21 protein-coding genes are annotated in these 23,271 nt (G+C 58.5%); 15 read left to right on the plus strand and 6 right to left on the minus strand.

Annotation, left to right across the window (positions count from 1 at the left end):
• Positions 1-48 precede the first annotated feature (48 nt).
• Genes BGP77_RS01605 through BGP77_RS01620 form a run of 4 tightly spaced genes read right to left on the minus strand, consistent with a single transcriptional unit; the run spans position 49 to position 4,812 of the window.
• Positions 49-1,488, minus strand: coding sequence for an ABC transporter ATP-binding protein (locus tag BGP77_RS01605; protein ID WP_108162996.1), 1,440 nt, complete (start codon positions 1,486-1,488; stop codon positions 49-51).
• On the minus strand, positions 1,485-2,327 hold the full coding sequence (locus tag BGP77_RS01610; RefSeq protein ID WP_108162997.1) for an ABC transporter permease: 843 nt from the start codon (positions 2,325-2,327) through the stop codon (positions 1,485-1,487). Before BGP77_RS01610 ends, BGP77_RS01605 begins: the two co-directional genes overlap by 4 nt.
• Positions 2,327-3,265, minus strand: a complete 939-nt coding sequence (locus BGP77_RS01615; RefSeq protein WP_108162998.1) for an ABC transporter permease — start codon at positions 3,263-3,265, stop codon at positions 2,327-2,329. The genes BGP77_RS01610 and BGP77_RS01615 overlap by 1 nt, the downstream gene beginning before the upstream one ends.
• Positions 3,262-4,812 (minus strand): ABC transporter substrate-binding protein, encoded by a 1,551-nt coding sequence (locus BGP77_RS01620; RefSeq protein ID WP_199224165.1) that lies wholly within the window; start codon positions 4,810-4,812, stop codon positions 3,262-3,264. Before BGP77_RS01620 ends, BGP77_RS01615 begins: the two co-directional genes overlap by 4 nt.
• Before the next feature lie 178 nt (positions 4,813-4,990).
• Here BGP77_RS01620 and BGP77_RS01625 point away from each other — a divergent pair, with 178 nt between their 5' ends.
• The 3 genes from BGP77_RS01625 to BGP77_RS01635 are packed head-to-tail and all read left to right on the plus strand — an operon-like array spanning position 4,991 to position 8,122.
• Positions 4,991-6,331 carry an NAD(P)/FAD-dependent oxidoreductase gene (locus BGP77_RS01625; RefSeq protein ID WP_108163000.1) on the plus strand — a complete coding sequence of 447 codons (1,341 nt, stop codon included), beginning with the start codon at positions 4,991-4,993 and terminating at the stop codon, positions 6,329-6,331.
• A complete protein-coding gene (locus tag BGP77_RS01630) occupies positions 6,328-7,263 on the plus strand; it encodes an SDR family oxidoreductase (RefSeq protein ID WP_108163001.1) in 936 nt (311 codons plus the stop codon). The genes BGP77_RS01625 and BGP77_RS01630 overlap by 4 nt, the downstream gene beginning before the upstream one ends.
• A complete protein-coding gene (locus BGP77_RS01635) occupies positions 7,256-8,122 on the plus strand; it encodes an SDR family oxidoreductase (protein ID WP_108163002.1) in 867 nt (288 codons plus the stop codon). Before BGP77_RS01630 ends, BGP77_RS01635 begins: the two co-directional genes overlap by 8 nt.
• A 2-nt stretch (positions 8,123-8,124) precedes the next feature.
• Here the strand turns inward: BGP77_RS01635 and BGP77_RS01640 are convergent, their stop codons facing one another.
• On the minus strand, positions 8,125-9,327 hold the full coding sequence (locus BGP77_RS01640; protein WP_108163003.1) for an EAL and HDOD domain-containing protein: 1,203 nt from the start codon (positions 9,325-9,327) through the stop codon (positions 8,125-8,127).
• Positions 9,328-9,441: 114 nt separating this feature from the next.
• Positions 9,442-10,353 carry an allantoinase PuuE gene (gene puuE / locus BGP77_RS01645; RefSeq protein WP_108163004.1) on the minus strand — a complete coding sequence of 304 codons (912 nt, stop codon included), beginning with the start codon at positions 10,351-10,353 and terminating at the stop codon, positions 9,442-9,444.
• Between the two features lie 76 nt (positions 10,354-10,429).
• On the opposite strand from puuE, the gene BGP77_RS01650 reads away from it, so the two are divergent.
• The 12 genes from BGP77_RS01650 (at position 10,430) to BGP77_RS01705 (ending at position 23,271) form a co-directional block, all read left to right on the plus strand.
• Complete coding sequence (locus tag BGP77_RS01650) at positions 10,430-10,948, plus strand: hypothetical protein (RefSeq protein ID WP_108163005.1); 519 nt, start codon at positions 10,430-10,432, stop codon at positions 10,946-10,948.
• Between the two features lie 85 nt (positions 10,949-11,033).
• Positions 11,034-11,468: a MarR family winged helix-turn-helix transcriptional regulator gene (locus BGP77_RS01655; protein WP_108163006.1), complete on the plus strand. Its 435-nt coding sequence runs from the start codon at positions 11,034-11,036 to the stop codon at positions 11,466-11,468.
• Positions 11,469-13,103: an MDR family MFS transporter gene (locus tag BGP77_RS01660; RefSeq protein ID WP_108163007.1), complete on the plus strand. Its 1,635-nt coding sequence runs from the start codon at positions 11,469-11,471 to the stop codon at positions 13,101-13,103.
• Between the two features lie 223 nt (positions 13,104-13,326).
• Positions 13,327-14,769, plus strand: coding sequence for a xanthine dehydrogenase small subunit (xdhA, locus tag BGP77_RS01665; RefSeq protein ID WP_108163008.1), 1,443 nt, complete (start codon positions 13,327-13,329; stop codon positions 14,767-14,769).
• On the plus strand, positions 14,762-17,095 hold the full coding sequence (gene xdhB, locus BGP77_RS01670; RefSeq protein WP_108163009.1) for a xanthine dehydrogenase molybdopterin binding subunit: 2,334 nt from the start codon (positions 14,762-14,764) through the stop codon (positions 17,093-17,095). Before xdhA ends, xdhB begins: the two co-directional genes overlap by 8 nt.
• A complete protein-coding gene (gene xdhC / locus BGP77_RS01675; protein ID WP_108163010.1) occupies positions 17,092-17,940 on the plus strand; it encodes a xanthine dehydrogenase accessory protein XdhC in 849 nt (282 codons plus the stop codon). Before xdhB ends, xdhC begins: the two co-directional genes overlap by 4 nt.
• The gene (gene uraD / locus BGP77_RS01680) at positions 17,937-18,446 is read left to right on the plus strand and encodes a 2-oxo-4-hydroxy-4-carboxy-5-ureidoimidazoline decarboxylase (protein ID WP_108163011.1); all 510 of its coding nucleotides are present in this window, start codon (positions 17,937-17,939) and stop codon (positions 18,444-18,446) included. Before xdhC ends, uraD begins: the two co-directional genes overlap by 4 nt.
• A 161-nt stretch (positions 18,447-18,607) precedes the next feature.
• Complete coding sequence (gene uraH, locus BGP77_RS01685; RefSeq protein ID WP_108163012.1) at positions 18,608-18,937, plus strand: hydroxyisourate hydrolase; 330 nt, start codon at positions 18,608-18,610, stop codon at positions 18,935-18,937.
• Positions 18,937-20,145, plus strand: coding sequence for a urate hydroxylase PuuD (locus BGP77_RS01690; protein WP_108163013.1), 1,209 nt, complete (start codon positions 18,937-18,939; stop codon positions 20,143-20,145). The genes uraH and BGP77_RS01690 overlap by 1 nt, the downstream gene beginning before the upstream one ends.
• A 91-nt stretch (positions 20,146-20,236) precedes the next feature.
• A complete protein-coding gene (locus BGP77_RS01695) occupies positions 20,237-21,763 on the plus strand; it encodes an HDOD domain-containing protein (RefSeq protein WP_108163014.1) in 1,527 nt (508 codons plus the stop codon).
• A gap of 2 nt (positions 21,764-21,765) precedes the next feature.
• A complete protein-coding gene (gene asd, locus BGP77_RS01700; RefSeq protein WP_199224166.1) occupies positions 21,766-22,623 on the plus strand; it encodes an archaetidylserine decarboxylase in 858 nt (285 codons plus the stop codon).
• A gap of 72 nt (positions 22,624-22,695) precedes the next feature.
• The gene (locus BGP77_RS01705) at positions 22,696-23,271 is read left to right on the plus strand and encodes a ProQ/FINO family protein (protein WP_108163015.1); all 576 of its coding nucleotides are present in this window, start codon (positions 22,696-22,698) and stop codon (positions 23,269-23,271) included.

A 23,271-nucleotide genomic window follows, 5' to 3' on the forward strand; every position in this document is an offset into this window, starting at 1 on the left:
GCTGGATATAAAAGCAGGGCGCTATCGGTCGATAGCGCCCTTTTGGGTTCAGGCCGCCTGTTGCTGGGCAGCGGCGTCGGTCGGCTGTTGATCCAGTCGAATCAGCTGATCGGCAATGCGTTCGGCCAACGCCGGATCGTGAGTCACCAACAATAAGGCCAGTCCACGTTCGGCCACTTCGGCCAGCAGCAGCTCAATGACCTTTTTCTGGCTAACCGGGTCCAGTCGCGACGTGGCTTCATCGGCAAACAGCATGACCGGTTCCAGCAACAACGCCCGGGCGATGGCCAGACGCTGCAACTCGCCACCGGAAATACCACTAGGGCGGCGCTCCAAAAGGGCTTCAGCCAGCCCCAACTCACTGAGCAAATGATTCAGCCGGGCAGGTTCCAAACCATGCAACGCCAACAGATCATCGAACGACTGGCGCAACGTCTGGTGCGCAATAAAGGCCGCAGGCGGGTCCTGATAAATCTTCTGGTACTTCAGCGGCGATGCACTTTCCGGCCAGATCAACTGACCCGCATCGGCCGGCAACAAGCCGGTCAGCACATTGCCCAGCGTACTCTTACCACTGCCGCTGGGGCCGAGTACCACCGTTACTTCGCCTTCGCGCAGCGTCACATCCAGATCACTGAACAGATGCCTGTCGCCAAAGCTTTTACTGAGTCCCTGCGCCTGCACCACTTCTGAACGCTGAGCACTGACCTTGGTCTGAGGCCGCGGCCAGTGTTGCGGCATGGCAGCAATCAATTCGCGGCTGTAGGGTTGCGTCGGCGCCTTTAGCCATGGCTCGGTGACACCGCTTTCCAGCAGGCGACCGTCACGCATCACGCCCAGGCGGCCACCGAGAGCAGCAACCAGGTCGAGATCGTGGGTAATGACCAGCAAGCCGCGACCAGCGTCGGCTTCGGTCAACAGCAGATCCGCCACCGTCTGACACAGGGCTTTATCCAGCCCTTTTGTCGGCTCATCGGCCAGTAGCAGCGGGCTGGCGGCAATACGCGCCATGGCAATGGACACGCGCTGCGCCATGCCGCCGGACAGTTCAAAGGGATAGCTGAGCAGATTATCGCCCAGGCCCAGCACGCTCAGTTCGGTCGTCGCCAGCTTGCGCGCCTGTCCCAGCGGCATGCCTTCCAGCGCGAGCAACACTTCAGCGACCTGATCGAGCACCGTCATGGTCGGATCCAGCGCCAGCCAGGGTTCCTGTGGCAGCAAGGCAAAGCGCCGACCCCAGAAAGCTCGACGCTGCGCTGCTGGCAGCGCCAGCAGGTTCTCTTTCTGATAGCGAATCTGGCCGCTGCAGCGTAACTCATCGGGCAGGCTGCCCATCAGCGCATGCATCACCAGACTCTTACCAGAGCCGGTTTCACCGACCAGGCAAAAGGGTTCTCCAGCATGAATGGAAAAACTGACGTCAGTCACCAGAGGCCGGCCGTCAGCGGTTTTGATGGTCAATTGTTCAATCTCAATCAAAGCGCTCATCTCGGTTTGGCTCCGGCAAAAAGTTGCAGCGACAGCACCAGCAGGAAGATGGCCGTCGCTGGCATCAGCACCTGCCAGGGCGCTTCACTGTAATGCGGCATCAGTTCCACAATGATGGCACCCAGCTCCGGTGTGGGCGGTCGCAAGCCAACATGAATGGCGCTGAGTGTGCTCACCGCTACCACTGCCGAACCCATGGCAAAGGCAAACAGCGTCAACATCGGCATGGCCAGCGCCGGCAGTAACAGACGGCGCAGAATGTAGCCCCAGCCAAAACCCAGCCGCAGCGTGGCTTCCACCACCGGTTGGGTAAAGACCCGCGCCGCCTCAATACGCGCTACACGGAAAAACTCCACCCAAAGATAAAGCGCCAAACCCAGATAAAGTGGACCAAAACTGCCGGGTGAGAATGCCAGTAACAACAGCACCAACAACAAACCGGGCAGTGCTAGAACCACATCGGACGAAGCCACCAGTAACCGTTCTACCCAGCCACCGCGCCAGGCGGCGAGAATGCCCAGTGCAATGCCCGGTAACGCCGCACTGGCAGCGGTCAGTAGCGCCATCACAAAGGACAGCCGCGCGCCATGCGTCAGACGCGCCAGCATGGAACGACCGAACTGATCGGTGCCCAGCCAGTGCTCGGCATCGCCCGGTGCAACCAACACGGCATCGTAATCTTGCGACAGTGGATCGGCCTCAATCAACGCCGGCCCCAAAAACGCAAACAGTGCCAGCATCAGTAGGATGATCGCGCCGGCCAGTCGGCTAAGCGTCCAGAAACTACTGGCCGGGTGTTCTGACAGCACATCCGCCGGCAGTGTAACGGTCGATGACATCAGGCTGCCCTCCGCAACCGTGGATCCAACTGCACACAGCCCAGATCCACCAGACTGTTGAGCACCACAAAAAGTCCGCCCATCGCCAGCGCCGTTCCCTGAACCATGGGCACATCGCGGGCGATGATGGCGTGCACCAGAGCATGACCAATACCCGGGAACGCAAAGATGGATTCCACCACCACCACGCCTTCCACCAGATAAACCAGCTGCAGACCCAGGTAGGTGAATACCGGCAGCGAGGCATTGCGCAAACCATGGCGCTGCACCACCGCGCGGTCACTCAGCCCTTTAAGTCGAGCGTGAGCAAAATACGGTTCACGGGTCACTCGTACCATGGCATCGCGCATTACCCGCGACGACATTGCCGCCAGTCCAAGCGCCAGCGTGATGGCCGGCAACAACAGATGCTGCCAACTGCCAAAACCGGCGGTCGGTAACCAGCGCAGGGTAACCGCAAAGATCACCATCATCAGCACCGCTAGTACAAAGGGCGGCACCGCGCGTAACGCCGTGGCCAGCACCAGCGTAGTGCGATCCATCCAGGAGCCAGGCATCAGCCCGGCCAAAGCACCCAGTGTCGGGCCGATCAACAACGATATGGCGAAAGCAAGCAGCGCTAACATCAGGCTGTGACCCAGCTGCAAACCGATTTCATCGACCACCGGCGCACCGGTCACCAGTGAATGTCCCAGATCGAAGCGCAGCAGATCGCCCATCCAAACCACAAAGCGCTGTGCCAACGGCTGCTCCAGCTCGAGTTCTGCGCGTACCTGGTCGGCAATGGCGCTGTTCATCATATCCGGGCCGTAGCGACCTGCCGCGATGCGCATGGCCGGATCACCCGGCAAGGCCACCATCAGTGCAAAGCTCAGCGTGCCGACCATCAGCACCACGGCCACGCACTGCATCAGGCGCAGCATTAACCGCTGTTTCATTCTTGCACCCAACGCAGATCGGACAAGTAGTAGTTCTGCTCGTAGGGGTCAACGTAAACGCCTTCAAGCCGTTTACTGGCGGCGACCGCCAATTCGCTCCAAACCACCGGAATGGTCGGCAATTCGGCGTGCAACAAGGTGGTGAGCTGCTGCAACTGAGCATCGCGTGCGTCGGCGTCGGTACTCACACTCAACTGATCAATCAAGCCAAAGGCCTGATCGTTTACCCAGTTCATCGCGCCCCAATCTGCACCACCGGGTCCGTAATCTTCCATCACCGTCGCCAGCGGATCCGGCACCATGGAAAAACTGCGTGTGATCAAAGCCAGGTCCAGCGTGCCATCCTGATGACCGGCTGGAATTTCGGTGTAGCTGCCGACAGAGATCGCCAGGTCGATGCCCACCTCGGCCAACTGATTTTGAATGGCAGTTGCCAGCAGCGGCAGATCCGGCCAGCTGGCGTAGGTGCGCAAAGTCACTTCAAAACGCTGATCATCGCGGGATAAATACCCGTCGTCACCGAGCGTCCAACCGGCTTCGTTGAGCAAATCGCGGGCGCGCTGCGGGTCGTATTCCAGCGGTGCCAATTGACGATTGCTCCAACCAGAAATCGCAGCCGGGAATAACTGTTCGGCCGCCAGGTCCGGGTTACGCATCACCACCCGCGCCAGCGCTTCACGGTTGATCGCCAGGCTCAGCGCTTGACGCTCCTGGGCGCTGTCGAAGAACGGCTTGGCCGTGTTCAACTTCAGCAGTCGCGTGCGCGGAATGGTCACCACCTGCAAGTTAATATTCGGATCACTGGCCAGCTGCTCGGTTGCCACCGGCGGTAATGACAACGTCAAATCGGCATCGCCACTTTGCGACATCATGGTCCGGGTTTCACCCCGCGGCACTGCCAGATAGCGCACCTGTTCAATGTTGGCCCGGCCCTGCCACCAGTCATCAAAAGCGGACAGTTCAATGCGCAGCGGCGGCACCACTTCGTTGACCTGATAAGCACCGGTACCAACGATGGCAGTAATATCACCCGCCTCATTGAACGACGATGGCGCCAGCATCAAGGTGCTGTAATGCGCCAGAAAAGCCGGCAGCAACGCGAAGGGTTCGCGCAGGCTGATGACGACCGATGAGGCATCGACCGCAATCTCGTCAATCGGCGTGTTCTGCAACACACCTGGACGTGCCAGCGCGCGGCGCAAGTTTGTGGCAACCACCTCCGCAGTCAACGGAGTGCCATCGTGAAACATCACCGAATCACGTACGTCCATCCGCCAGTCGAGGCCATCGCCCGATACCTCAACATTCTCAACCAGTTGCGGCACCAACTGGCGCTCACGATTGATGATGAACAACGTTTCCGCTGCCTGCATCCGAGTAAACAAATAACCCGACTTGGCCGGCTCCAAACCGGAGATTTCCAGTGGACTGGCAATATCCAACACCTCGGCCAGTGGGTCGGACGCTTTATTGTCCAAACTCACCCACACACCCAGCGCGGCCAACACCACAATCGCACCGACTAAAATGCCCGTCTTCTTATTCACACGCTTTCCTTTTGTAGTTATGTTACATCGTAACATTTTATTTAATCTCACCGGCGTTGTGACGTCAAGCGGGCGCTGCCTGTCCCAAATAAACCACTCGCCGTCCCGAAGCAGCCAAGCCAGCGCCGATTCACTGTCCGTATGCTGATGGTTTGAATTACCGCTCGAGGAGACGGTTATGCTGCCCTACGCCATCATCGGCGCCGGTCCCATGGGACTGTGTACCGCGCGCCGGCTCAGCCAATACCAGCTGCCATGGATCGGTTTTGAACTGAACAGCGGTGTTGGCGGGCTGTGGGACATCGATAATCCGCACTCCACGATGTACTCGTCCGCCCATCTGATTTCGTCGAAAACCATGACCGAGTTTCGCGACTTTCCGATGGACGACTCAGTACCGCCCTATCCCAGTCACCGGCAGATGAAGTTGTATTTCCAGGCGTACGCCGAACACTTCAATGTCAGTAGCGGCTTCAACTTCAATACCCGAGTCATCAAGGTCGAACGCGACGGCGACCACTGGCAGATCGACACCGAATGCAACGGTCGCCAGCACCGTCATGCTGTGGCCGGCGTGCTGCTCGCCAGCGGCACGCTGCACGCCCCCAAACACCTTGATCTGCCCGGTCATTTCAGTGGCGAACAATGGCACAGCGCCGACTACCGCGACCCGGCGTTATTCGATAACAAACGCGTGCTGATCATCGGCTGCGGCAACAGCGGCTGCGACATTGCGGTCGATGCCGTCCATCGCGCGCGCAGCGTCGATCTGTCGGTGCGCCGCGGCTACTACTTTCTACCCAAATTTGTCGCCGGCCGGCCCATCGATACCTTGGGCGGTAAAGTGCGTTTACCGAACCGCCTGAAGCAATGGATTGACGGCGGCATCATCCGCGCGCTGATCGGTAAACCGTCCGACTATGGCCTGCCCGACCCGGACTACCGCCTGTACGAATCACACCCGGTGGTGAATTCTCAGTTCCTGCATCACATCGGCCATGGCGATATTCAGCCACGCGCGGATTTGAGGTCGGTCGATGGTCACACCGTCACGTTCAGCGACGGCACTCAGGCCGATTACGATTTAATTCTGCAAGCTACCGGCTACCGCTTGAGTTATCCCTACATCGACGCGCGCGAACTGAACTGGCAAGGCGCCGCGCCAGATCTGTTTTTAAATGTCTTCAATCCGGACAACCCCAACCTGTTCGTCATGGGCATGATCGAAGCGGCGGGCCTGGGTTGGCAGGGTCGGGATGAACAGGCGCATCTGGTGGCGCTCTACCTCCATCAACGCGCTCGCGATACCGCGTCGGCGCGCCAGTTTGAGCGGGAAATTCGCGCGCATCCCAACAGCGACTGTCGCGGGGGGATGAATTATTTAGGCGTCGATCGCATGGCCTACTACGTCCACAAGGCGACCTACTTAAAGACGCTGAAAAAACACCAGCGCCGCCTGCAACGCGACCTCGAAACACCACTGCGCAGTATCGTCCACACCGCCGAGGAGGTGGCATGACACACATTCTGATTACCGGCGCCAGCGGTTATCTGGGGTATCAACTAGGGTGTCGCCTGAGCCAACACGACGCCGTGACCGGCCTGGACATTCGCCCTAAAGACGACAGTCCGTTCCCCATCGAGCAGCGAGACATTACCAGTGACGACCTCGCCGACTGGATGGACCAGGAAGCCTTCACGCACGTGATTCATCTGGCGTCAGTGCTCGAACCAAGCCGCGATCGCGAGCGGGATTATCGCATCGACGTTGACGGTACTGACCATTTATTAGCCGCCTGCGTCGCCACCGGCGTACGTCACTTTACGCTCACCTCCAGCGGCGCCGCCTATGGTTATCACCCAGACAATCCCGACTGGCTCACCGAACAGGATGCGCTGCGTGGCAATGTCGAATTTTCCTACGCCTGGCACAAACGACTGGTCGAAGAACGGCTGGCCGACTATCGCCAAAACCATCCGGAATTACGTCAATTGATTTTGCGGCCGGGCACCGTTCTCGGTCGTCATACCCACAACCTCATCACCCGGTTATTTGAAGGCAAACGGTTGATTGCATTAAGCGGGGCCAGCTCACCTTTTGTCTTTATCTGGGATCAGGATGTGCTCGCCATTATTGAACAAGGCGTACGCGATGAAAAAAGCGGCATCTACAATTTGGCCGGTGATGGTGCGGTGACGATGGATGAAATCGCCAACCAACTCGGCAAACCAATCTGGCATTTACCGGTGCCACTGGTGCGCTTTGCTTTAGGTTGCGGACGCCGCTTGGGGTTGACGCCTTACGGCCCGGAGCAACTGAATTTTTTGCGTTATCGACCGGTGCTGGCCAACACCGCTTTGAAGCAAGAGTTCGGTTATAGCCCGCGCAAAACTTCTGCTGAAGTGCTCGCCGAATTCGCCGCTGGCCTGCAGGTCACATCGGATGCTTGAACAGCCCGCAGTCACATTGATCACCGGCGCCGCATCCGGTCTCGGCTGGGCGTTAACGCAACGCTACGCGGAGTTGGGGCATCGCCTATTGCTGGTCGATCGCGACCAACAGCCGCTAGCCGAACGTCTGGAAATGGTCCGCCAATACTGGCCCGATGAAGACCATCAGTCCTTGGCAAAAGACCTCACCGATCCAGGCGCTGCCGATCAAATCGCTCACTGGGTTCAGTCACTCAGCCCGCATCTGACCCTACTGATCAATAACGCCGGCATCACTCATCGCAGCCGCGCCGGCCAAACGCAACCCGACGTATTTCGACAGGTCATGGCGGTCGATTATTTGGCACCGGTGGAACTGACGCTGGCCCTGCAAGGCTTACTGCAAGCGGCACCATCTCACCGTGACCGGGGCATTGTGGTCATCGGTTCAATGGCTGGCTGGATGCCGGTTCTGGGACGCGCCGGTTACTGTGCGGCCAAGGCAGCCTTGCATCAGTTTTTTGAAACCGCACGCGCCGAAGCCTTCATTCCAGCCGAACAATTAACGCTGGTGCACCCCAGTTTTCTGGCAACGCCGATCACCAAAAACGCCTTGGGATACGATGGACAAAACGCCCAGCACCAGCGCGCGTCCATCGGCACTGTGCGCAGTGCTGACTGGATGGCCGAGCGCATTATCCGTGCCCACCGAAAACGCCAACGACGCTACTTTCCAGATCGATTCAGCGCCTGGGCGGCGGCCTTGTATCGACTGTGGCCCGATCTTTATTTGCGCCTGATGCAGCGTCGTCTGGCTTCGGAATTCGTGGAGCAGCCGTCATCCAAGTGGGCAGATCATCGGCGTCATTCAAACAGCTGACGCTACTGACCGAGCAGTTCGTCAGCGCGTTCAACGGCCTGTTTGTAGAGCGCGCATAATTCCGTTAACGGCAGCTCATAATCTTGCAGGAAGTCGATGGCCAACGGCTTCCGTCGCGCAAAATCAATGACCAGACTCAGCACCTGGCCGGTCAAACCAACGCCGTCAATCAGCGCGGCTTTCAGGCTGTCTTTCAGTGGTAATTCTGCCATGACCATCGGCATGGGTTTGTCCATCAGTGCATCCAGCACGGATAATAACCCCACGGTAAAAAAGCAGTCGGTTTCGTTGGGATCCAGTCGCTGACCCAGCTGTTCGCAAAAGAACCCCCGGGTCAGTGCTTCGCGTTGCAATTCCCGGGGTTTATTTTCAAAGCGGTCCATGTTGATGAGGGTTGCCCAACCGCGAATCCGATCGATGCCTAACAAGCTAACCGCCTGGTGGATGGACTCCACGCTTTGCGCTCGGCGATAAAACGATGAGTTCACTAACTGCAGCAATTTATAGGACAACACGGTGTCCTGCTGAACCAGCTGATAGACCTCATCGACATTGACATCGGCGCGATACAACTGCGCTAAAATTTTCAGCAGTGTAAAGCGCATCGGTTGCAAGCGACGGCCGCGAATGGCTTCAGGCCGGCAGAAAAAATAACCCTGAAAAAAATCAAAACCCAGGTCGAGGCAGAATTGAAAATCGTCGTAATCTTCAACTTTCTCCGCCACCAATTGCACGTCGTGAGTCCGCAGTAGATTCACCAATTGAACCATCTCATCACGCGGCGTTGCCAAAACATCAATTTTGACAATATTGGCTTGGTCGATCAGCGCAGGGCGATAGTCTTTGCGCTCAAAATCATCCAGCGCAATGCGGAAACCACGAGCGCGTAACGACTCAAGCTGAGCCACCAGGTCATCGTCGCCGTGATAATCTTCGAGCACCTCAATGATTAAGGTATCGCGCAGAAAATCCGGCAACGCATTGAGCATCGTCTTGGTGACATTCAATAAGCCCGGTTTTTGGTTGAGCACAGAAACGATATTGCTGTGGGTGTAGGCATTGAGCATGACGGCCTGAGTTGCCAGGTCGCCATCTTCAAAAATAGCCTGAGTTTGTTCACCACATCGATACAGCAACTCATATCCAAATACCTGCAAGCCCCGATCAAAAATCGGTTGGCGGGCAAACAGTACTTCTTCGGACACGGTACAACCTCGAAAAATTCAGCCCGCTACTATAGCAATGACACTGTGAAACTGTCTGCTGGCAAACACCAATAGGGTATCGAATTCGTCCGCTTTGGCACGCCTGGGCCAGCTTTACACCAACGGATGCGTTGCCTGCCAGTGCTGCGCAATGGCTTCTCGCGTGGTCACCCAAACATCGCTGTGCGACTGCACGTAATCGACAAACCGCTTGAGACCTGCAAACCGCCCAGGTCGGCCCACCAATCGACAATGCAAACCGATGTTGAGCATGCGTGGTGTGGTCGCGCCTTCGTCATACAGCACATCAAAGGCATCTTTGAGGTAGGTAAAAAACTGCTCACCGGTGTTAAACCCCTGAGGCGTCGCAAAGCGCATGTCGTTGCTGTCCAAGGTGTAAGGCACCATCAGCAGGGGGCGTTGATAATTCAAATCGTAATACGGCAAATCGTCCGCGTAGCTGTCGGAGCAATAAAGAAATTCCGGACGTTCGGCGAACAGCTTTAGGGTATTCGGGCTGGTGCGTCCGGTATACCAACCCGCCGGATGCTTACCGGTCAGGCGCTGATGAATGTCGATGGCCATCGCCATGTGTTCGCGCTCAACGTCTTCGGGCACGTTTTGGTAATGAATCCAGCGATAACCGTGAGAAGCAATTTCCCAATCCGCTTTTAACATGGCGTCGACGGCTTCGGGGTGACGCTCCATCGCCATGGACACACCAAACACCGTCACGGGCAACTGGCGTTCGGTGAACAGCCGATGCAAGCGCCAAAAGCCCGCGCGGCTGCCATATTCGTAGATGCTTTCCATGCTCAGATGGCGCTCCGGATAGGCTTCGGCGCCGACAATTTCCGACAAAAACCGTTCCGACTCAGCGTCGCCATGCAATTGGCCGTTCTCACCGCCCTCTTCGTAATTGATGACAAACTGAACCGCTAAGCGCGCCTTGCCGGGCCATTGTGCCGCCGGTGGCTGAGCGCCGTAACCGATAAGATCGCGCGGGTACGCTTGAGAACTGGACATGGGTAAACTCCGATCACAGATAGAAAGCGCATTTCACAGCAAAAAACCGACCAATTGAACAACTTAGCGAGTTTGAATGCCGACAGACACCGCCAACACAGCCATTGGATTGGGCGACAGTCAGGCCCGTCTGGTGGTGTTCGCCCCACATCGACCGCCGCTGGAAGCTTATCAGCAGCTCAACGGGGTCAAGCCAATGGCGCCAGGCGAATTGGCCGCGTTGGTCGAGGCGACCGGCAATCACTGGCGCAAAATTGTGAACCTCTACGCCAAACTGTTGCACCAACTGGAGCCCGTTGAATCACGCTGGCAGGACTGCCGCGACCAACGCCTGTTGCAAGCCGGCAGTGGCTGTGCGCTGTTGTTCTCGCCTCCGCCACTGGCCTCGAGCGATGCCTGGCAACTGGTGATGGGCAAGGCTTACGCTGAAGCCTGCTCGCTTGATCGGCTGGCCGACCTGCGCACCGACGATGGCTTTCGCTGGTCACCGTCACGACGGTTGATTCTGACGCCCTACTTCGACTATCGCGCCCTTTCCAACGCCCGCCTGGACGATCTGTACCGTTTAATTGACAGCCAGCGCCAGCCCGAATAATCGCTCGAACATCGGTCCACCCTTGCCTCACTCATTTCCTTAACTAAACTATTTACTACCTAAACTAAATTATTTAGGACATGTAATGAAACCCCAACCCGAAGACAGCCGCCGCTTCCAAAGCGCCATTCGCCGTTATGGACTACTGATCAAGCCAGTGATGGCGCGTCGCTTTGAACAGGACACCGGACATGCGTTTACCGACTACCCGCTGCTCAGCGTCATCGCTCAGGGCGTGCGCTCACCGAGCGACATCAGTAAGCGGATACAGGTATCCAATTCTCGCGTATCCCATCTGATTGAGCGCGGTCTCAATCAGGGGCTGATCAGTCGTGAACTGGATCCAAACGATAGCCGTCGTTTTCTGCTTTCGATGACCGCTGAAGGTGAAACCATGCTGGCGCACGTCTCTAAGGCGCTGCATGAGTTGATCGAACAAACTGGGTTGAGCCAAGACGAACTAGCGACCGCCACCAGCGTACTGGAAAAGCTGGCGGCCACGCTCACCGAGGAGCTGTAAATGCCACAACCTCAATTCACTAAGGCGGAGCGCAACGCCACGTTGATCGGCGCCCTGCTGGCGCTGTTTCTGGCGGCGCTGAACCAGACCATTGTCACCACCGCCACACCCGAGATCGTACGAGAGCTCGCCTTTCCCACCAGCTGGATTACCTGGATTGCCACCGCCTATCTGGTAACCAGCACCGCGACCTTACCCATCTGGGGCAAACTGTCCGACCTCTATGGCCGCCGCAACAGCATCACCACCGGCATCCTGTTGTTCAGCATCGCCGGTCTGTTCTGCGCGCTGGCGCAATCGCCGTTGCAACTGGTCCTGGCGCGAGCCCTGCAAGGCTTGGGCGGCGCGGCCATTATGACCAATGCACTGGCGGTCATCGGCGATCTGTTTACGCCCGAAGAAAGGCCGCGCTATCAGGGTTTATTCGGCGCTGTCTTTGGTCTCAGTTCGGTGATCGGCCCGGGTATTGGTGGCCTGCTGACCGACCTGGTCGGCTGGCACTGGATTTTTCTGGTCAACCTGCCCATTGCCGCCATAGCGCTGACCTTCGTGCTGACGCGCATGCCGGTGCTGCGCCACGACGGTCCGCGCACCGTCGACTACAGTGGCGCCCTGCTGTTGCTGCTGGCGGTGATTCCATTGTTGCTGGCGTTATCGCTGGCGCCTTCACGCTTTGCCTGGAGCGCCCCCCAAACCCTCGGCATGCTGGCCCTGTCTTTCGGCGCGGCACTGGCGTTTGGCTGGCATCAATGGCGCGCCGCCGAGCCGATCATCGAACTGCGTCTGTTTCTGGATGCCCGCTATGGTTTGTCGGCGCTGGCGAGTTTTCTGGTCGGCGCGGCCTTTCTCGGCTCGCTGGTGTTTATCCCGCTTTATATGGTCAACGCTCTGGGTGTCAGCGCCACCGCTTCCGGCGCCACCTTGATTCCGCTGACGCTGGGCATTGTGTTTGGCAACATCGTCAGCGGTCAGCTGGTATCGCGCATCGGCGCTTATAAGCCGGTGCTGATTCCCAGCCTGCTGTTGCTGCTTACCGGCGTAGTTTGGCTCACGCTGACGCTGAGCCCGGATCAAAGCCAGCTGGCAGTGACCACCCGCGTGGTCTTGCTTGGCATCGGTCTGGGTCCGTCCATGCCGCTGTTTACGCAAATGATGATCAACGCCGCTCCGGCCGACAAAATCGGTATGGCGTCCAGCGCCGCCAACTTTACCCGTCAGTTTGGATCCACCTTAGGCGTAGCGGTGATGGGCACTCTCTTCGCCGCTGTGATGCAGGCGCAACTGAGCCATCAGGTACTGCCCGCTATTCCTGAGTCGCTAACCGAATACGATGCTGTAGCAGAACTGACTGGCGCTGACGTTCAGCAACCGCACTTAGAGCTGGCGGCGTTGCAGGCGGATATTGAGGCGCACTACCAAGCGTTGTCGCACCCGCTGACCGTTACCGACGAAGACGAGCGCCGGGCAACGCTGGCGGCGGCCGAAACGTTGGATCGAGATTTGCGCGGTGCCTGGTCGAGCGGCATGAGTGCCATTCTCTGGGCAGAAGCGCTGGTGGTTCTGCTGGGACTGATCGTCACCTGCTTTATTCCCGAAACCCGGCTGCTGCCAACGCGCTCAACGGCTTCGGCCTGACTTGTTACTTTTCGAACCAAAACAGCGCACAACGAAAAACGTGCGCATCGTTTTGGTTCATTTCAGGCTCCGGACAACGCTGCGCCGGAGCCGTCTTTCCCCGCTGTTTGGCTTCTTTGCATTTCCTGACCGTTCGGTCATATTATGGTCTTTAAATTGCATTGCAAAAAAACAACAAGGGCAAGCAACCGTGACGGCTTGCCCGCGAACAGCGAGCCTGCGCATGACCACCTTTTTACTGAACCGGACCCGCGTCGAACTGGCGCCCATCGATCCGGACCTGACCGTTCTCGAATTCCTGCGCCAAGACGCCAAGCTAACCGGTACCAAAGAAGGCTGCGCGTCGGGTGACTGCGGCGCTTGTACCGTGGTCGTCGGCGAACACACCGACACTGGGCTGCGTTACCGCGCCGTTAACAGCTGCATCACCTTCGTTCACAGCCTGGCCGGCAAGCAATTGCTGACGGTCGAACATCTGGCCGAAACCGGCCAATTGCATCCGGTGCAGCAGGCCATGGTGAAACATCACGGTTCGCAGTGCGGTTTTTGTACGCCCGGCTTTATCATGAGTCTCTTTGCGCTCTACCACAGCGACGTCGCCCCCGAACGCGAGGCGGTGCTGAATGCGCTGTCCGGCAACTTGTGTCGCTGCACCGGATACCGACCGATTATCGATGCCGCCCTGGCGTTGCTCGAAGAGCGTCACGGCGACGCGTTCAGCGAGCAGGCCGAGGCCATCGACGCCGAACTGGCCGCCTTAAATCCCAGCATGAATGACAGCGGCGTTGGCTTCTGGCAACCGCGCAATCGCGCCGAACTCGGCCAGACACTGGCGGCCCATCCCGAGGCGCGCTTCAGTGCGGGTAGCACCGATCTGGCATTGGAAAAAACCCAGCAGGTGAAAGAGTTGCCTGCCCTGATCGATCTGACCGGCGTCGAAGAATTACAACAACTGAGTGTGGACGACGCCTTTATTCATATCGGTGCGGCGTTGCCCTATGCCGACCTGGCACCGGCGCTGCTGGCCGATTACCCCGAAGCCAGCGAATGGCTCGATCGCCTCGGCTCCACGCCGATTCGCAATCGCGGCAGCCTGGGCGGCAACCTGGGCAACGCGTCGCCCATTGGCGATACGCCGCCGCTGCTGATTGCGCTGAATGCCGAAGTGACACTGGGCAGCCAGAACGGCCAGCGTCGCTTGCCCGTCTCGGAATTGATTACCGGCTATCGCCAAACGGTATTGGCCGACGGCGAGTGGATCGATACCGTTCATATCCCGCGCCGACCCGATCACAGCACCCTGCGCGCCTATAAAATTTCCAAGCGCTTTGAAGACGACATTTCCACCGTCTGCGCCTGTTTTTATCTCGAGCGCGATGGCGACACCGTCACTGAGTTCCGCGCGGGTTTCGGCGGTCTGGCTGCGACACCGCTCAGCCTTACGGACTGGTCGCAAGCGCTGGTCGGTCAAGCCTGGTCGCAACTGGATATCGACGCCATCGCGGCCGATCTCGCCAGCCGTCTGGCACCGATCGACGATGTGCGTGCCAGCGCCCAGTACCGCGTTACCGTGACCGCCAATCTGTGGCGCCGCTTCCATCTGGAAAGCAGCCCTTCCGGCGTCATCACCCGAGTATCAAACCCGGGAGCCTACCATCATGCGTAAACTCACCGATGCTCTGTTTAAGTCCGACCAAAGCCTGGGCCAGGCTGGCCAGCCGGTCGAACACGACAGCGCTCGCCGCCAAGTCGCAGGCAGCGCCCGCTATATCGACGACATGCCCGAACCCGCCGGTTTACTGCACGCCGCCGTCGGCCAGGCCGATGTCGCCCATGGCACACTCAAATCACTGCAACTGGATGCCGTACGCACAGCAGCCGGTGTTCAGCGCGTGATCAGCGTCGCCGATGTGCCCGGTCATACTGACATTGGCGCCGTTTTCGGCGGCGACCCGGTGCTCGCTGAAGACACCATTCTGTTCCACGGCCAGCCGCTGTTTGCCGTGGCCGCCGACAGCTACGAACAGGCGCGGTTGGCGGTCAAAGCCGCTCAATGGGAAATCGAACCCGGTGAGGCCATTCTCAGTGTCGACCAGGCCCGCGCCGTGGGCGCCGAAGTCGGTAAGCCGGTGCATTTTCGTCATGGCGATGCCGATGCCACGCTCAAAAACGCGCCGCATCAACTCAGCGGCCGCATTCAGATCGGCGGTCAGGAACATTTTTATCTGGAAGGCCAGGCCAGTTTGGTCATTCCTGAAGAAGACGGCGGCATGCTGGTCTACACCTCCAGCCAGCACCCATCCGAAGTGCAGAAGCTGGTCGCCGAAGTGCTGGGGATTTCGTTTAACAAGGTCACCGTCGACGTGCGTCGTATGGGTGGCGCTTTTGGTGGCAAGGAAAGTCAGGCCGCGCAGTGGGCGTGCATCGCCGCGCTGCTGGCGCATCACACCGGCCGCCCGGTGAAGATCCGGCTGCCGCGCAGTGTCGATATGAGCGCCACCGGTAAACGCCATCCGTTCGATAACCGCTGGCAACTGGGGTTTGACGATCACGGCGTGATTCAAGCGGCGAAAATGGAAGTTAACGGCTTTTGCGGTTACTCGCCGGATTTGTCCAACGCCATTGTCGATCGCGCCATGTTCCACACCGATAACGCCTATTTCCTCGGCGATTCGGCCATCGACGGTTATCGCTGCCTGACTCACACCGTCTCCAACACCGCCTTTCGCGGCTTTGGCGGCCCTCAGGGCATGATGACCATCGAAGCGGCGATGGATGATATCGCCCGTCATCGTGGCGAAGACCCGCTGACCATCCGCAAGCGCAACCTCTATGGTCAGGGCGAGCGCGATGTCACGCCTTATCAGATGACCGTGGAAGACAACATTCTGCCGCAGTTAATTGAACGCCTGGAAACCACCAGCGACTACTGGCAACGTCGCCAGGCGATCACCGAGTTCAATAAAACCAGTCCAATCATCAAAAAAGGCCTGGCGCTAACCCCGGTAAAATTCGGCATTTCCTTCACCGCCAAACACCTGAACCAGGCCGGTGCACTGGTGCACATCTACACCGATGGCTCGATTCATCTGAACCACGGTGGCACCGAAATGGGTCAGGGTTTGTTTACCAAGGTGGCGCAGATTGTCGCGCTCGAATTCGACGTGGCACTGGAAACCGTTCAGGTCTCCGCCACCCGGACCGACAAGGTGCCCAACACCTCGCCTACCGCGGCCTCCAGCGGCACCGACTTAAATGGCAAGGCCGCGCAGAATGCGGCGCGGGCGATCAAACAACGGCTGATCGAGTTCGCCTGCGACCACTACGGATTACGGCCCGACGAAGTCCGCTTTCACGCGGGCAAAGTTACCTTAGGCGACAACGTCATCGATTTTGCGGATCTGGTACAAAGCGCTTATCTGAATCGCATATCGCTCTCGGCCACCGGCTACTACCGCACGCCCAAGCTGGAATGGGACGCCGAAAACGGGACAGGCAGACCGTTTCTGTATTTCGCGTATGGCGCGTCCTGCTCGGAAGTCAGCATCGATACCTTAACCGGCGAATATTCAGTCGACCGCGTCGACGTGCTGCACGATGTCGGCGACAGCATCAACCCGGCGCTCGACATCGGTCAGATTGAAGGCGGCTTTATTCAGGGTATGGGCTGGTTAACCAGTGAAGAACTGAAATGGGACGACAGCGGTCGCCTGCTCAGCAACAGCCCGGCCAATTACAAGATTCCGGCCATCGGTGACACCCCGCCAGTGTTTAACGTCGATCTTTTCCCTCAGCCAAACCGAGAAGACACGGTGTTTAAATCCAAAGCCGTTGGCGAACCGCCGCTGATGCTGCCAATCAGTGTCTGGTGTGCGCTGCGCGATGCCATTGCCAGCGTCAGTGATTACCAACTCAGCCCGGCACTCGACACACCGGCGACGCCCGAACGTGTGCTCTTCGCCATCGAAGCTCTGAAAGGACGCCCGTCATGAAACGACATTGGCGTTGGTTTGAAGCGGTCAACGAACTGCAGCAAACCGGCGAGCCGCTGGTGTTGATTACAGTGCTCAGCACCGCCGGTTCCACCCCGCGCGATGCCGCCACCAAGATGGTGGTCAGCGCGGCCGATCAATGGGACACCATCGGCGGCGGCAATCTGGAATTTCAGGCCATTGAGCGTGCGCGTGAATTACTGGCTGCCGGTGACGCCCGCACCGACGTCGAACGCGTCGAACTGGGTGCCAGCCGCGGTCAATGCTGCGGCGGCGCGGCGCAACTTCTGTTTGAAGTGCTGGTGAATGCTCGCCAACCGCTGGCCGTATTCGGTGCCGGCCATGTGGCCCAGCGCTTGCTACCGATTCTGGCGCCACTCGATGTGCAGCTCAGTTGGATTGACCCGCGTGCGGATTGGCTGGCAGATGCGCCGGCTGGCGTGCGGGTTGAATGCCTCAGCAATCCGGTCGATGCGGTGGCAGATTTACCGGAGAACGGCTGGATGCTGGTGCTCACTCACAATCACCAACTCGATTTCGAACTGGTGCAGGCGGCGCTGAAGCGGCCGGATATTGGCTACATCGGGGTGATCGGTTCGGCCACCAAAGCGAAACGTTTTCGTCAGCGTTTAGCGCATCGTGGTTGGCGCGACACGGACATTGCCCGCGTCATTTGCCCGGTTGGTTTGAGTCACGTTCCGGGCAAACGTCCGGCCGAAGTCGCCGTCTCTATCGCGGGACAATTGATTCAACGCCTGCACCAGCCGACGCCACCGTCGGGCAAAAAAACCACCGGTCTGAACTGGCAACACAGCCAGTCGCTGAACCAGGAAGAGATGGAATGACACTGGAAGACATCAACGCCCTGCCCGCCGATCAGATGGCCGCCTTTTTGCGCACCACCTGCACCGCCGAGCGTTGGATTGAACGCATGGTCGCTGCGCGCCCCTTTAAAGACCGCACCGATCTGCTCGACAGCGCGCGCATTCATTGGGCTGGCACCAACGCCGATGATTGGCGGCAGGCCTTTGAAGGCCACCCGATGATTGGCGACATCGACAGCCTGCGCGCCAAATATCACGCCAGCAAAGACCTCTCCAACGCCGAACAGTCCGGAGCGACGGGCGCCAGCGAAGCAACGTTAGCGGCACTGGCCGATGGCAATAAGCGGTACCTCAAACGACACGGTTTTATTTTTATTGTCTTTGCCAGCGGCAAAACCGCCGAGCAAATGCTGGAATTACTCAACGCCCGCATCGACAACAGCACCGAACAGGAACTGAAACTGGCGGCGCAGCAGCAGTTGAAGATTACGTTGAAGCGGTTGGATGAAGCGATTTCGGAAACTTAACCGAGCCACCGAACTCAGCACCAGTGGCCGGTACAGGTTCAGTGGGCGTCGGCTCCCATGGATGGGAGCCGTCGAGCGTACAGGGATGTACTTGCAGCGTCCCGCTGAGCCTGTACCGGCCACTGGTGCGAACTCTATAGTCAGAACAACTTGGAGCCACTATGAGCCACACCCTCTCAACCCATGTGCTCGACACCACCCTGGGCCAGCCCGCCCGGGGTATGAAACTGACATTAAAAAGCGCCAGCGGCGACGTCATTGCCAAAGGCGTCACCAACGATGACGGCCGCTTTGGCGACTGGCCCGAAGGCGGTTTCGCCGATGGCGTCTACTCACTGACGTTTCATACTGGCGATTATCTCAGCGCCACTCACGGTCAGTCTTTCTATCCTGAAGCCACCGTTTGCTTTCAATTGTCCGGCAGCGACGCACACTATCACGTGCCGCTGCTGGTCAGTCCCTTTGGCTATTCCACCTACCGAGGCAGTTGATGGACGTTTTTTTCGCTGAATGGGTCAGCCTGTTTTTACGCTGGTTCCATGTGATCGCTGGCATCGCCTGGATTGGCGCGTCGTTTTATTTTATCTGGCTCGATAACCACCTGACCGACCCACCACAATGGAAAAAAGACGCCGGTATCGGTGGCGATTTATGGGCCGTGCACGGTGGTGGTTTTTACGAAGTCGCCAAATACAAGGTCGGCCCCAAAGCGATGCCCGACAAGCTGCACTGGTTCAAGTGGGAGGCGTACACCACCTGGATCACTGGCATGCTGCTGCTCACCTGGGTCTACTATTTTGGCGCCCAGGCGTATCTGATCGATCCCAATGTGATGCCGCTGAGCACCGGCCGTGCCATTGCTTATGGCCTGGGTTTTCTGCTGGCTGGCTGGGTCATTTACGATGCGCTGTGCCGCACAAAGCTGGTCGAAAGCCGCTGGTTCGGTCCGGTTATTTTTGTCATCGGTGGCGGATTTGCCTGGCTGCTGACGCATACCTTTTCCGGCCGCGGCGCCTTTATCCATATGGGCGCACTGATCGGCACCATCATGGTCGCCAACGTTTTCTTCAAGATCATTCCCGGCCAACGCAAAATGGTCGCCGCTGTAGCGCGTGGCGAAATGCCCGACCCGAAACCGGGCCTCACCGGCAAGCAGCGAAGCGTGCATAACAACTACTTCACGCTGCCGGTCATCTTTTTGATGATCAGCAACCACTACCCGATGACCTATCAGGGTGATGACAGCTGGCTGATTCTGATGGCCATCATCGCCATCACCGTCTGCGTGCGGCATTACTTCAATCTGGCCCATCGCGGCGTGCGGCAACCGGCGTATCTGGTCGCTGCGGGCATTGCCTTTGTGTTGATGGCCGCCATTCTGAGCTGGCCGGAAGCGACGCCGACAACCACAGAAAGCACCGCCCACAGCGAATCGACCATCGAGGTGATGGCCGACAGCGAAGCACTGACGCTGGTACAGACGCGCTGCGCCACCTGTCACTCGGCTCAACCGACCGACAGTCTGTTTCCGTCGGCACCGTCCGGTGTCGTGCTGGATGACCTAGCTCAGATTGAACGTTGGGCCGGACGCATCGAACAACGTGCCGTCGTCACCCGCGACATGCCGTTTTTGAACCGCACCGATATGACCGACGATGAACGCATCGCACTCGGTCACTGGTTAAAACAGCGTTTTTAAGCCACACTGAAATGTGGACCGGCCATTGGGATTGCCGGTCCACCCCGATCCGTTTCGGGGACCAGCCACAACCGGACCCGACGATCTGCGGATGAGCACTTCTAACCCCTGGCTTGAACGTATCCAAGCGGCCAATCTTCCCGCCTTGCTTCCTCAAAGTGCCTTACCGTCGTCGGCTGCGCCGCTGTCCGACTGGAGCCAGGCGGTGCGCGAAGATCCGTTGCTGGCCATGCAGATTATGGGGCAGGCCAATCGCATCTACGCCAATCGCGATCAACAACTGAGCACCCTCGATCACGCCGCCGCCGTACTCGGAGTGCAGCGGTTGATGAACCTGACGCGAACCATTCCCCGCATCAGCCGGGGCAGCACCGCCTATCGCGGCCTGCGTCTGAACATCGCCGACAGCCTGATTGCAGCCAACCTGATGAAGCAGTGGTTTGAACAGCGCAGCCTGCCCTGGAGTGACGCCGACTTCTGGAGCGTGCTGTTCCACAACCTGGGTTTCTGGGCGCTGTGGTTGCTGGAGCCGCAACGGATGGAAGCGTTCGAGCAACGCTCCACCGAAGGCCGTGACCGCACCGAACTGGTCGAAAACCTGATCGAACAATCACTGCCGAACTGGACCCGGCGGCTGTGCCATTACCTGCACTTACCGCAACCACCGGAACATCTGAACGCCGAGGAACTCGACCAGATCCGCGAGCGTCTGCTGCCCAACCGCAGCGTCATGATGAGCGCTTTATTACCGCTCAGTCACGAACTGGCTTATCAGTTGCGTTTATCCTGGGATTCGCCCGCGCTAGACCGATTGTGCAAAATCGGCGCAACCGCACTGGGCATCGCCGATTTTCGCCAGCGTCTGAAAATCTGGATTCCACACGCCGCGCGCCAATATCACTTACCGGAAGCCGGCAGTGCCGCCCGACACTTACTGGCGCATCAGCCACCCATCAGCAAAGCGGCGGCACCGGCCGCAGCGCGCACCAAAGTCCGCGACCCGAACCTCGACACCGCCGACGACCTGCGCAAATCGGCAAAACCGGTCGAGCCGAGACCCCGGGTTGCGCCCAAACCGGCGCCGCCTCCAGAGCCGCCACCGCCTCCGGTGAAAAAACGCAGCGCAGTGAATCAGGATCAGCTGGACAATGCTCGCACCCTGTTACGGCGCGACATTGATGTTCCCGATGCCGAGATCCACAAGACCGCACTCGACGGGTTGCAAAAAGGTCTGGGGCTCAGCCGTATCGTGATTTTAAAAATGATCGAAGGAAACTGGCAGGCGACGCGCACCGCCGGTTGCAGTTATTATTTGCTGCTGCGTAACTTGCGTTTGCCGCTGTTCAAAAGCACGGTGATGCAGGAATTCAGTCGTCGAACAGCGGCTTTGTGGGTCAACGACAGCAATCGCAACAAAGGTCAGCAAACCTTGCCGGCCGATCTGTTAAAAGCCGCCGACGGCGAAGCGTTTTTCTTGCGCTCGTTTAAAATTGGCGCCGCGATACCCCTGTTGATTTACGCCGACGCGAAAGACGATAAAGAAGAACTGAACGAACACGATTATCGCCTGTTCCGCGAATTTTGTGCTGACTGGAACAGCGCCCTGAACCGGAAATAACCATGAGCTCACTGACCGAACGCCTTTTCGTCGCCAGCCAATATCTGGCGCCGCATCATCTGTTGTCTCGTTTTGTTGGCCGTCTGGCCGCCAGCGAATGGGCGCCCATCCGCCGGCTGTTTATTGGCCGGTTCGCCAAGCAATTCCAGGTCAATATGAGCGAAGCCGAACGCGAAAACCTGACCGACTACCGCAACTTCAATGACTTCTTTACCCGCGCACTCAAGCCTGGCGCGCGGCCTTTGCCGGAAGATCCGCAGCGGTTAATGTGTCCGGTCGATGGCGCCGTCAGCCAGGCGGGCCCGATTGAAAACGGTCGAATATTTCAGGCCAAAGGTCGCGACTACAGCCTGACAGAACTGCTCGGTGGCGATGCCGATCAGGGCAAAGCGTTTCGCGACGGTCGTTTTGCCACGCTGTATTTGTCACCGCGTGATTACCACCGCATTCACATGCCTTGCGACGGCAAACTGATCCGCACCACCTTCGTGCCGGGCCGCTTGTTCAGCGTCAATGGCGTCACCGCCGACAACGTGCCGCGCTTATTTGCGCGCAACGAACGCCTGGTGTGTGAATTCGAAACCGCTCATGGCCGCATGATTCTGGTGTTGGTCGGCGCCATGATCGTCGCCAGTATTGAGACCGTTTGGGCGGGCATCGTCGCGCCCGATGGCCGCCGCATCAAACACCAGCATTTCGGCGAAGATGGCCCCCAGTTCAAGCGCGGCGACGAAATGGGCCGCTTTCGTTTGGGCAGTACCGTCATCGCTTTATTCGAAGCAGACGCCCTGGAATGGGACGCCACCATCAGCGCCGGCCAGCCGGTTCGACTGGGCCAACCGCTCAATGCGACAAAATGATGAGCAAGGTCTCTGGAATCGGGTTTTCAAAGCCGGTATCCTGCGCCGTTCAATGAGCTTGCCGGACAGACCATGACCGACGAAACCACCCAGGAAGACGTGTCTCAAACAACGCCTGACGAACAACCGAAGGCAGAGACGGCCACGGCCAAGAAAAAGAAGACCGACGCCCAGCGCAAAAAGGAATTTGAGGCCAATCGTAAGGCCATGGACGACCTGTGCGAACTCTACCCACAGGCGTTTAATCCGCGTCAGCCGAAGCCGTTGAAAATCGGCATTCATGAAGCCTTGGCCGAAGATGGCAAGCTCTCTAAGACGCGTATTCGTCGCGCGCTGAATGTCTATGTGCGGTTGCGTTCTTACTACGCCTGCATGGTCGAAGGCGCCGATCGCGTCACCATCGATGGCAGCGCTGCCGGCACCGTGAGCGCCGAAGACGCCAGCCACGCCAAAGAAAAACTCGACGCCATCGACAAACGTCGTGCCGAGCGTGCCGCCAAAGCCAAGCCGAAAGACAAAGCAAAAGCCAAGGCAAAACCGAAAGCCAAGCCCAAGAAACCGGCGCAGCCGAAAGTGTCGGCCGAAGACCAGGAAAATCGCCTGCAGCGCAAGCTGGAAGCCTTGGTCAACAAACCTAAAAACGACTGA

This window comes from Saccharospirillum sp. MSK14-1 (assembly GCF_003054965.1).
Classification (GTDB): Bacteria; Pseudomonadota; Gammaproteobacteria; order Pseudomonadales; family Natronospirillaceae; genus Saccharospirillum.

Bases quoted from the DNA above. Each gene is read 5' to 3' on its own strand.
- xdhA (WP_108163008.1), top strand. From the start codon at position 13,327: ATGACCACCTTTTTACTGAACCGGACCCGCGTCGAACTGGCGCCCATC.
- asd (WP_199224166.1), top strand. From the start codon at position 21,766: ATGAGCTCACTGACCGAACGCCTTTTCGTCGCCAGCCAATATCTGGCG.
- BGP77_RS01625 (WP_108163000.1), top strand. From the start codon at position 4,991: ATGCTGCCCTACGCCATCATCGGCGCCGGTCCCATGGGACTGTGTACC.
- xdhC (WP_108163010.1), top strand. From the start codon at position 17,092: ATGAAACGACATTGGCGTTGGTTTGAAGCGGTCAACGAACTGCAGCAA.
- BGP77_RS01650 (WP_108163005.1), top strand. From the start codon at position 10,430: ATGCCGACAGACACCGCCAACACAGCCATTGGATTGGGCGACAGTCAG.
- BGP77_RS01610 (WP_108162997.1), bottom strand. From the start codon at position 2,327: ATGTCATCGACCGTTACACTGCCGGCGGATGTGCTGTCAGAACACCCG.
- BGP77_RS01660 (WP_108163007.1), top strand. From the start codon at position 11,469: ATGCCACAACCTCAATTCACTAAGGCGGAGCGCAACGCCACGTTGATC.
- BGP77_RS01690 (WP_108163013.1), top strand. From the start codon at position 18,937: ATGGACGTTTTTTTCGCTGAATGGGTCAGCCTGTTTTTACGCTGGTTC.
- BGP77_RS01705 (WP_108163015.1), top strand. From the start codon at position 22,696: ATGACCGACGAAACCACCCAGGAAGACGTGTCTCAAACAACGCCTGAC.
- xdhB (WP_108163009.1), top strand. From the start codon at position 14,762: ATGCGTAAACTCACCGATGCTCTGTTTAAGTCCGACCAAAGCCTGGGC.
- BGP77_RS01605 (WP_108162996.1), bottom strand. From the start codon at position 1,488: ATGAGCGCTTTGATTGAGATTGAACAATTGACCATCAAAACCGCTGAC.
- uraD (WP_108163011.1), top strand. From the start codon at position 17,937: ATGACACTGGAAGACATCAACGCCCTGCCCGCCGATCAGATGGCCGCC.
- BGP77_RS01695 (WP_108163014.1), top strand. From the start codon at position 20,237: ATGAGCACTTCTAACCCCTGGCTTGAACGTATCCAAGCGGCCAATCTT.
- uraH (WP_108163012.1), top strand. From the start codon at position 18,608: ATGAGCCACACCCTCTCAACCCATGTGCTCGACACCACCCTGGGCCAG.
- BGP77_RS01655 (WP_108163006.1), top strand. From the start codon at position 11,034: ATGAAACCCCAACCCGAAGACAGCCGCCGCTTCCAAAGCGCCATTCGC.
- BGP77_RS01630 (WP_108163001.1), top strand. From the start codon at position 6,328: ATGACACACATTCTGATTACCGGCGCCAGCGGTTATCTGGGGTATCAA.
- BGP77_RS01615 (WP_108162998.1), bottom strand. From the start codon at position 3,265: ATGAAACAGCGGTTAATGCTGCGCCTGATGCAGTGCGTGGCCGTGGTG.
- BGP77_RS01635 (WP_108163002.1), top strand. From the start codon at position 7,256: ATGCTTGAACAGCCCGCAGTCACATTGATCACCGGCGCCGCATCCGGT.
- puuE (WP_108163004.1), bottom strand. From the start codon at position 10,353: ATGTCCAGTTCTCAAGCGTACCCGCGCGATCTTATCGGTTACGGCGCT.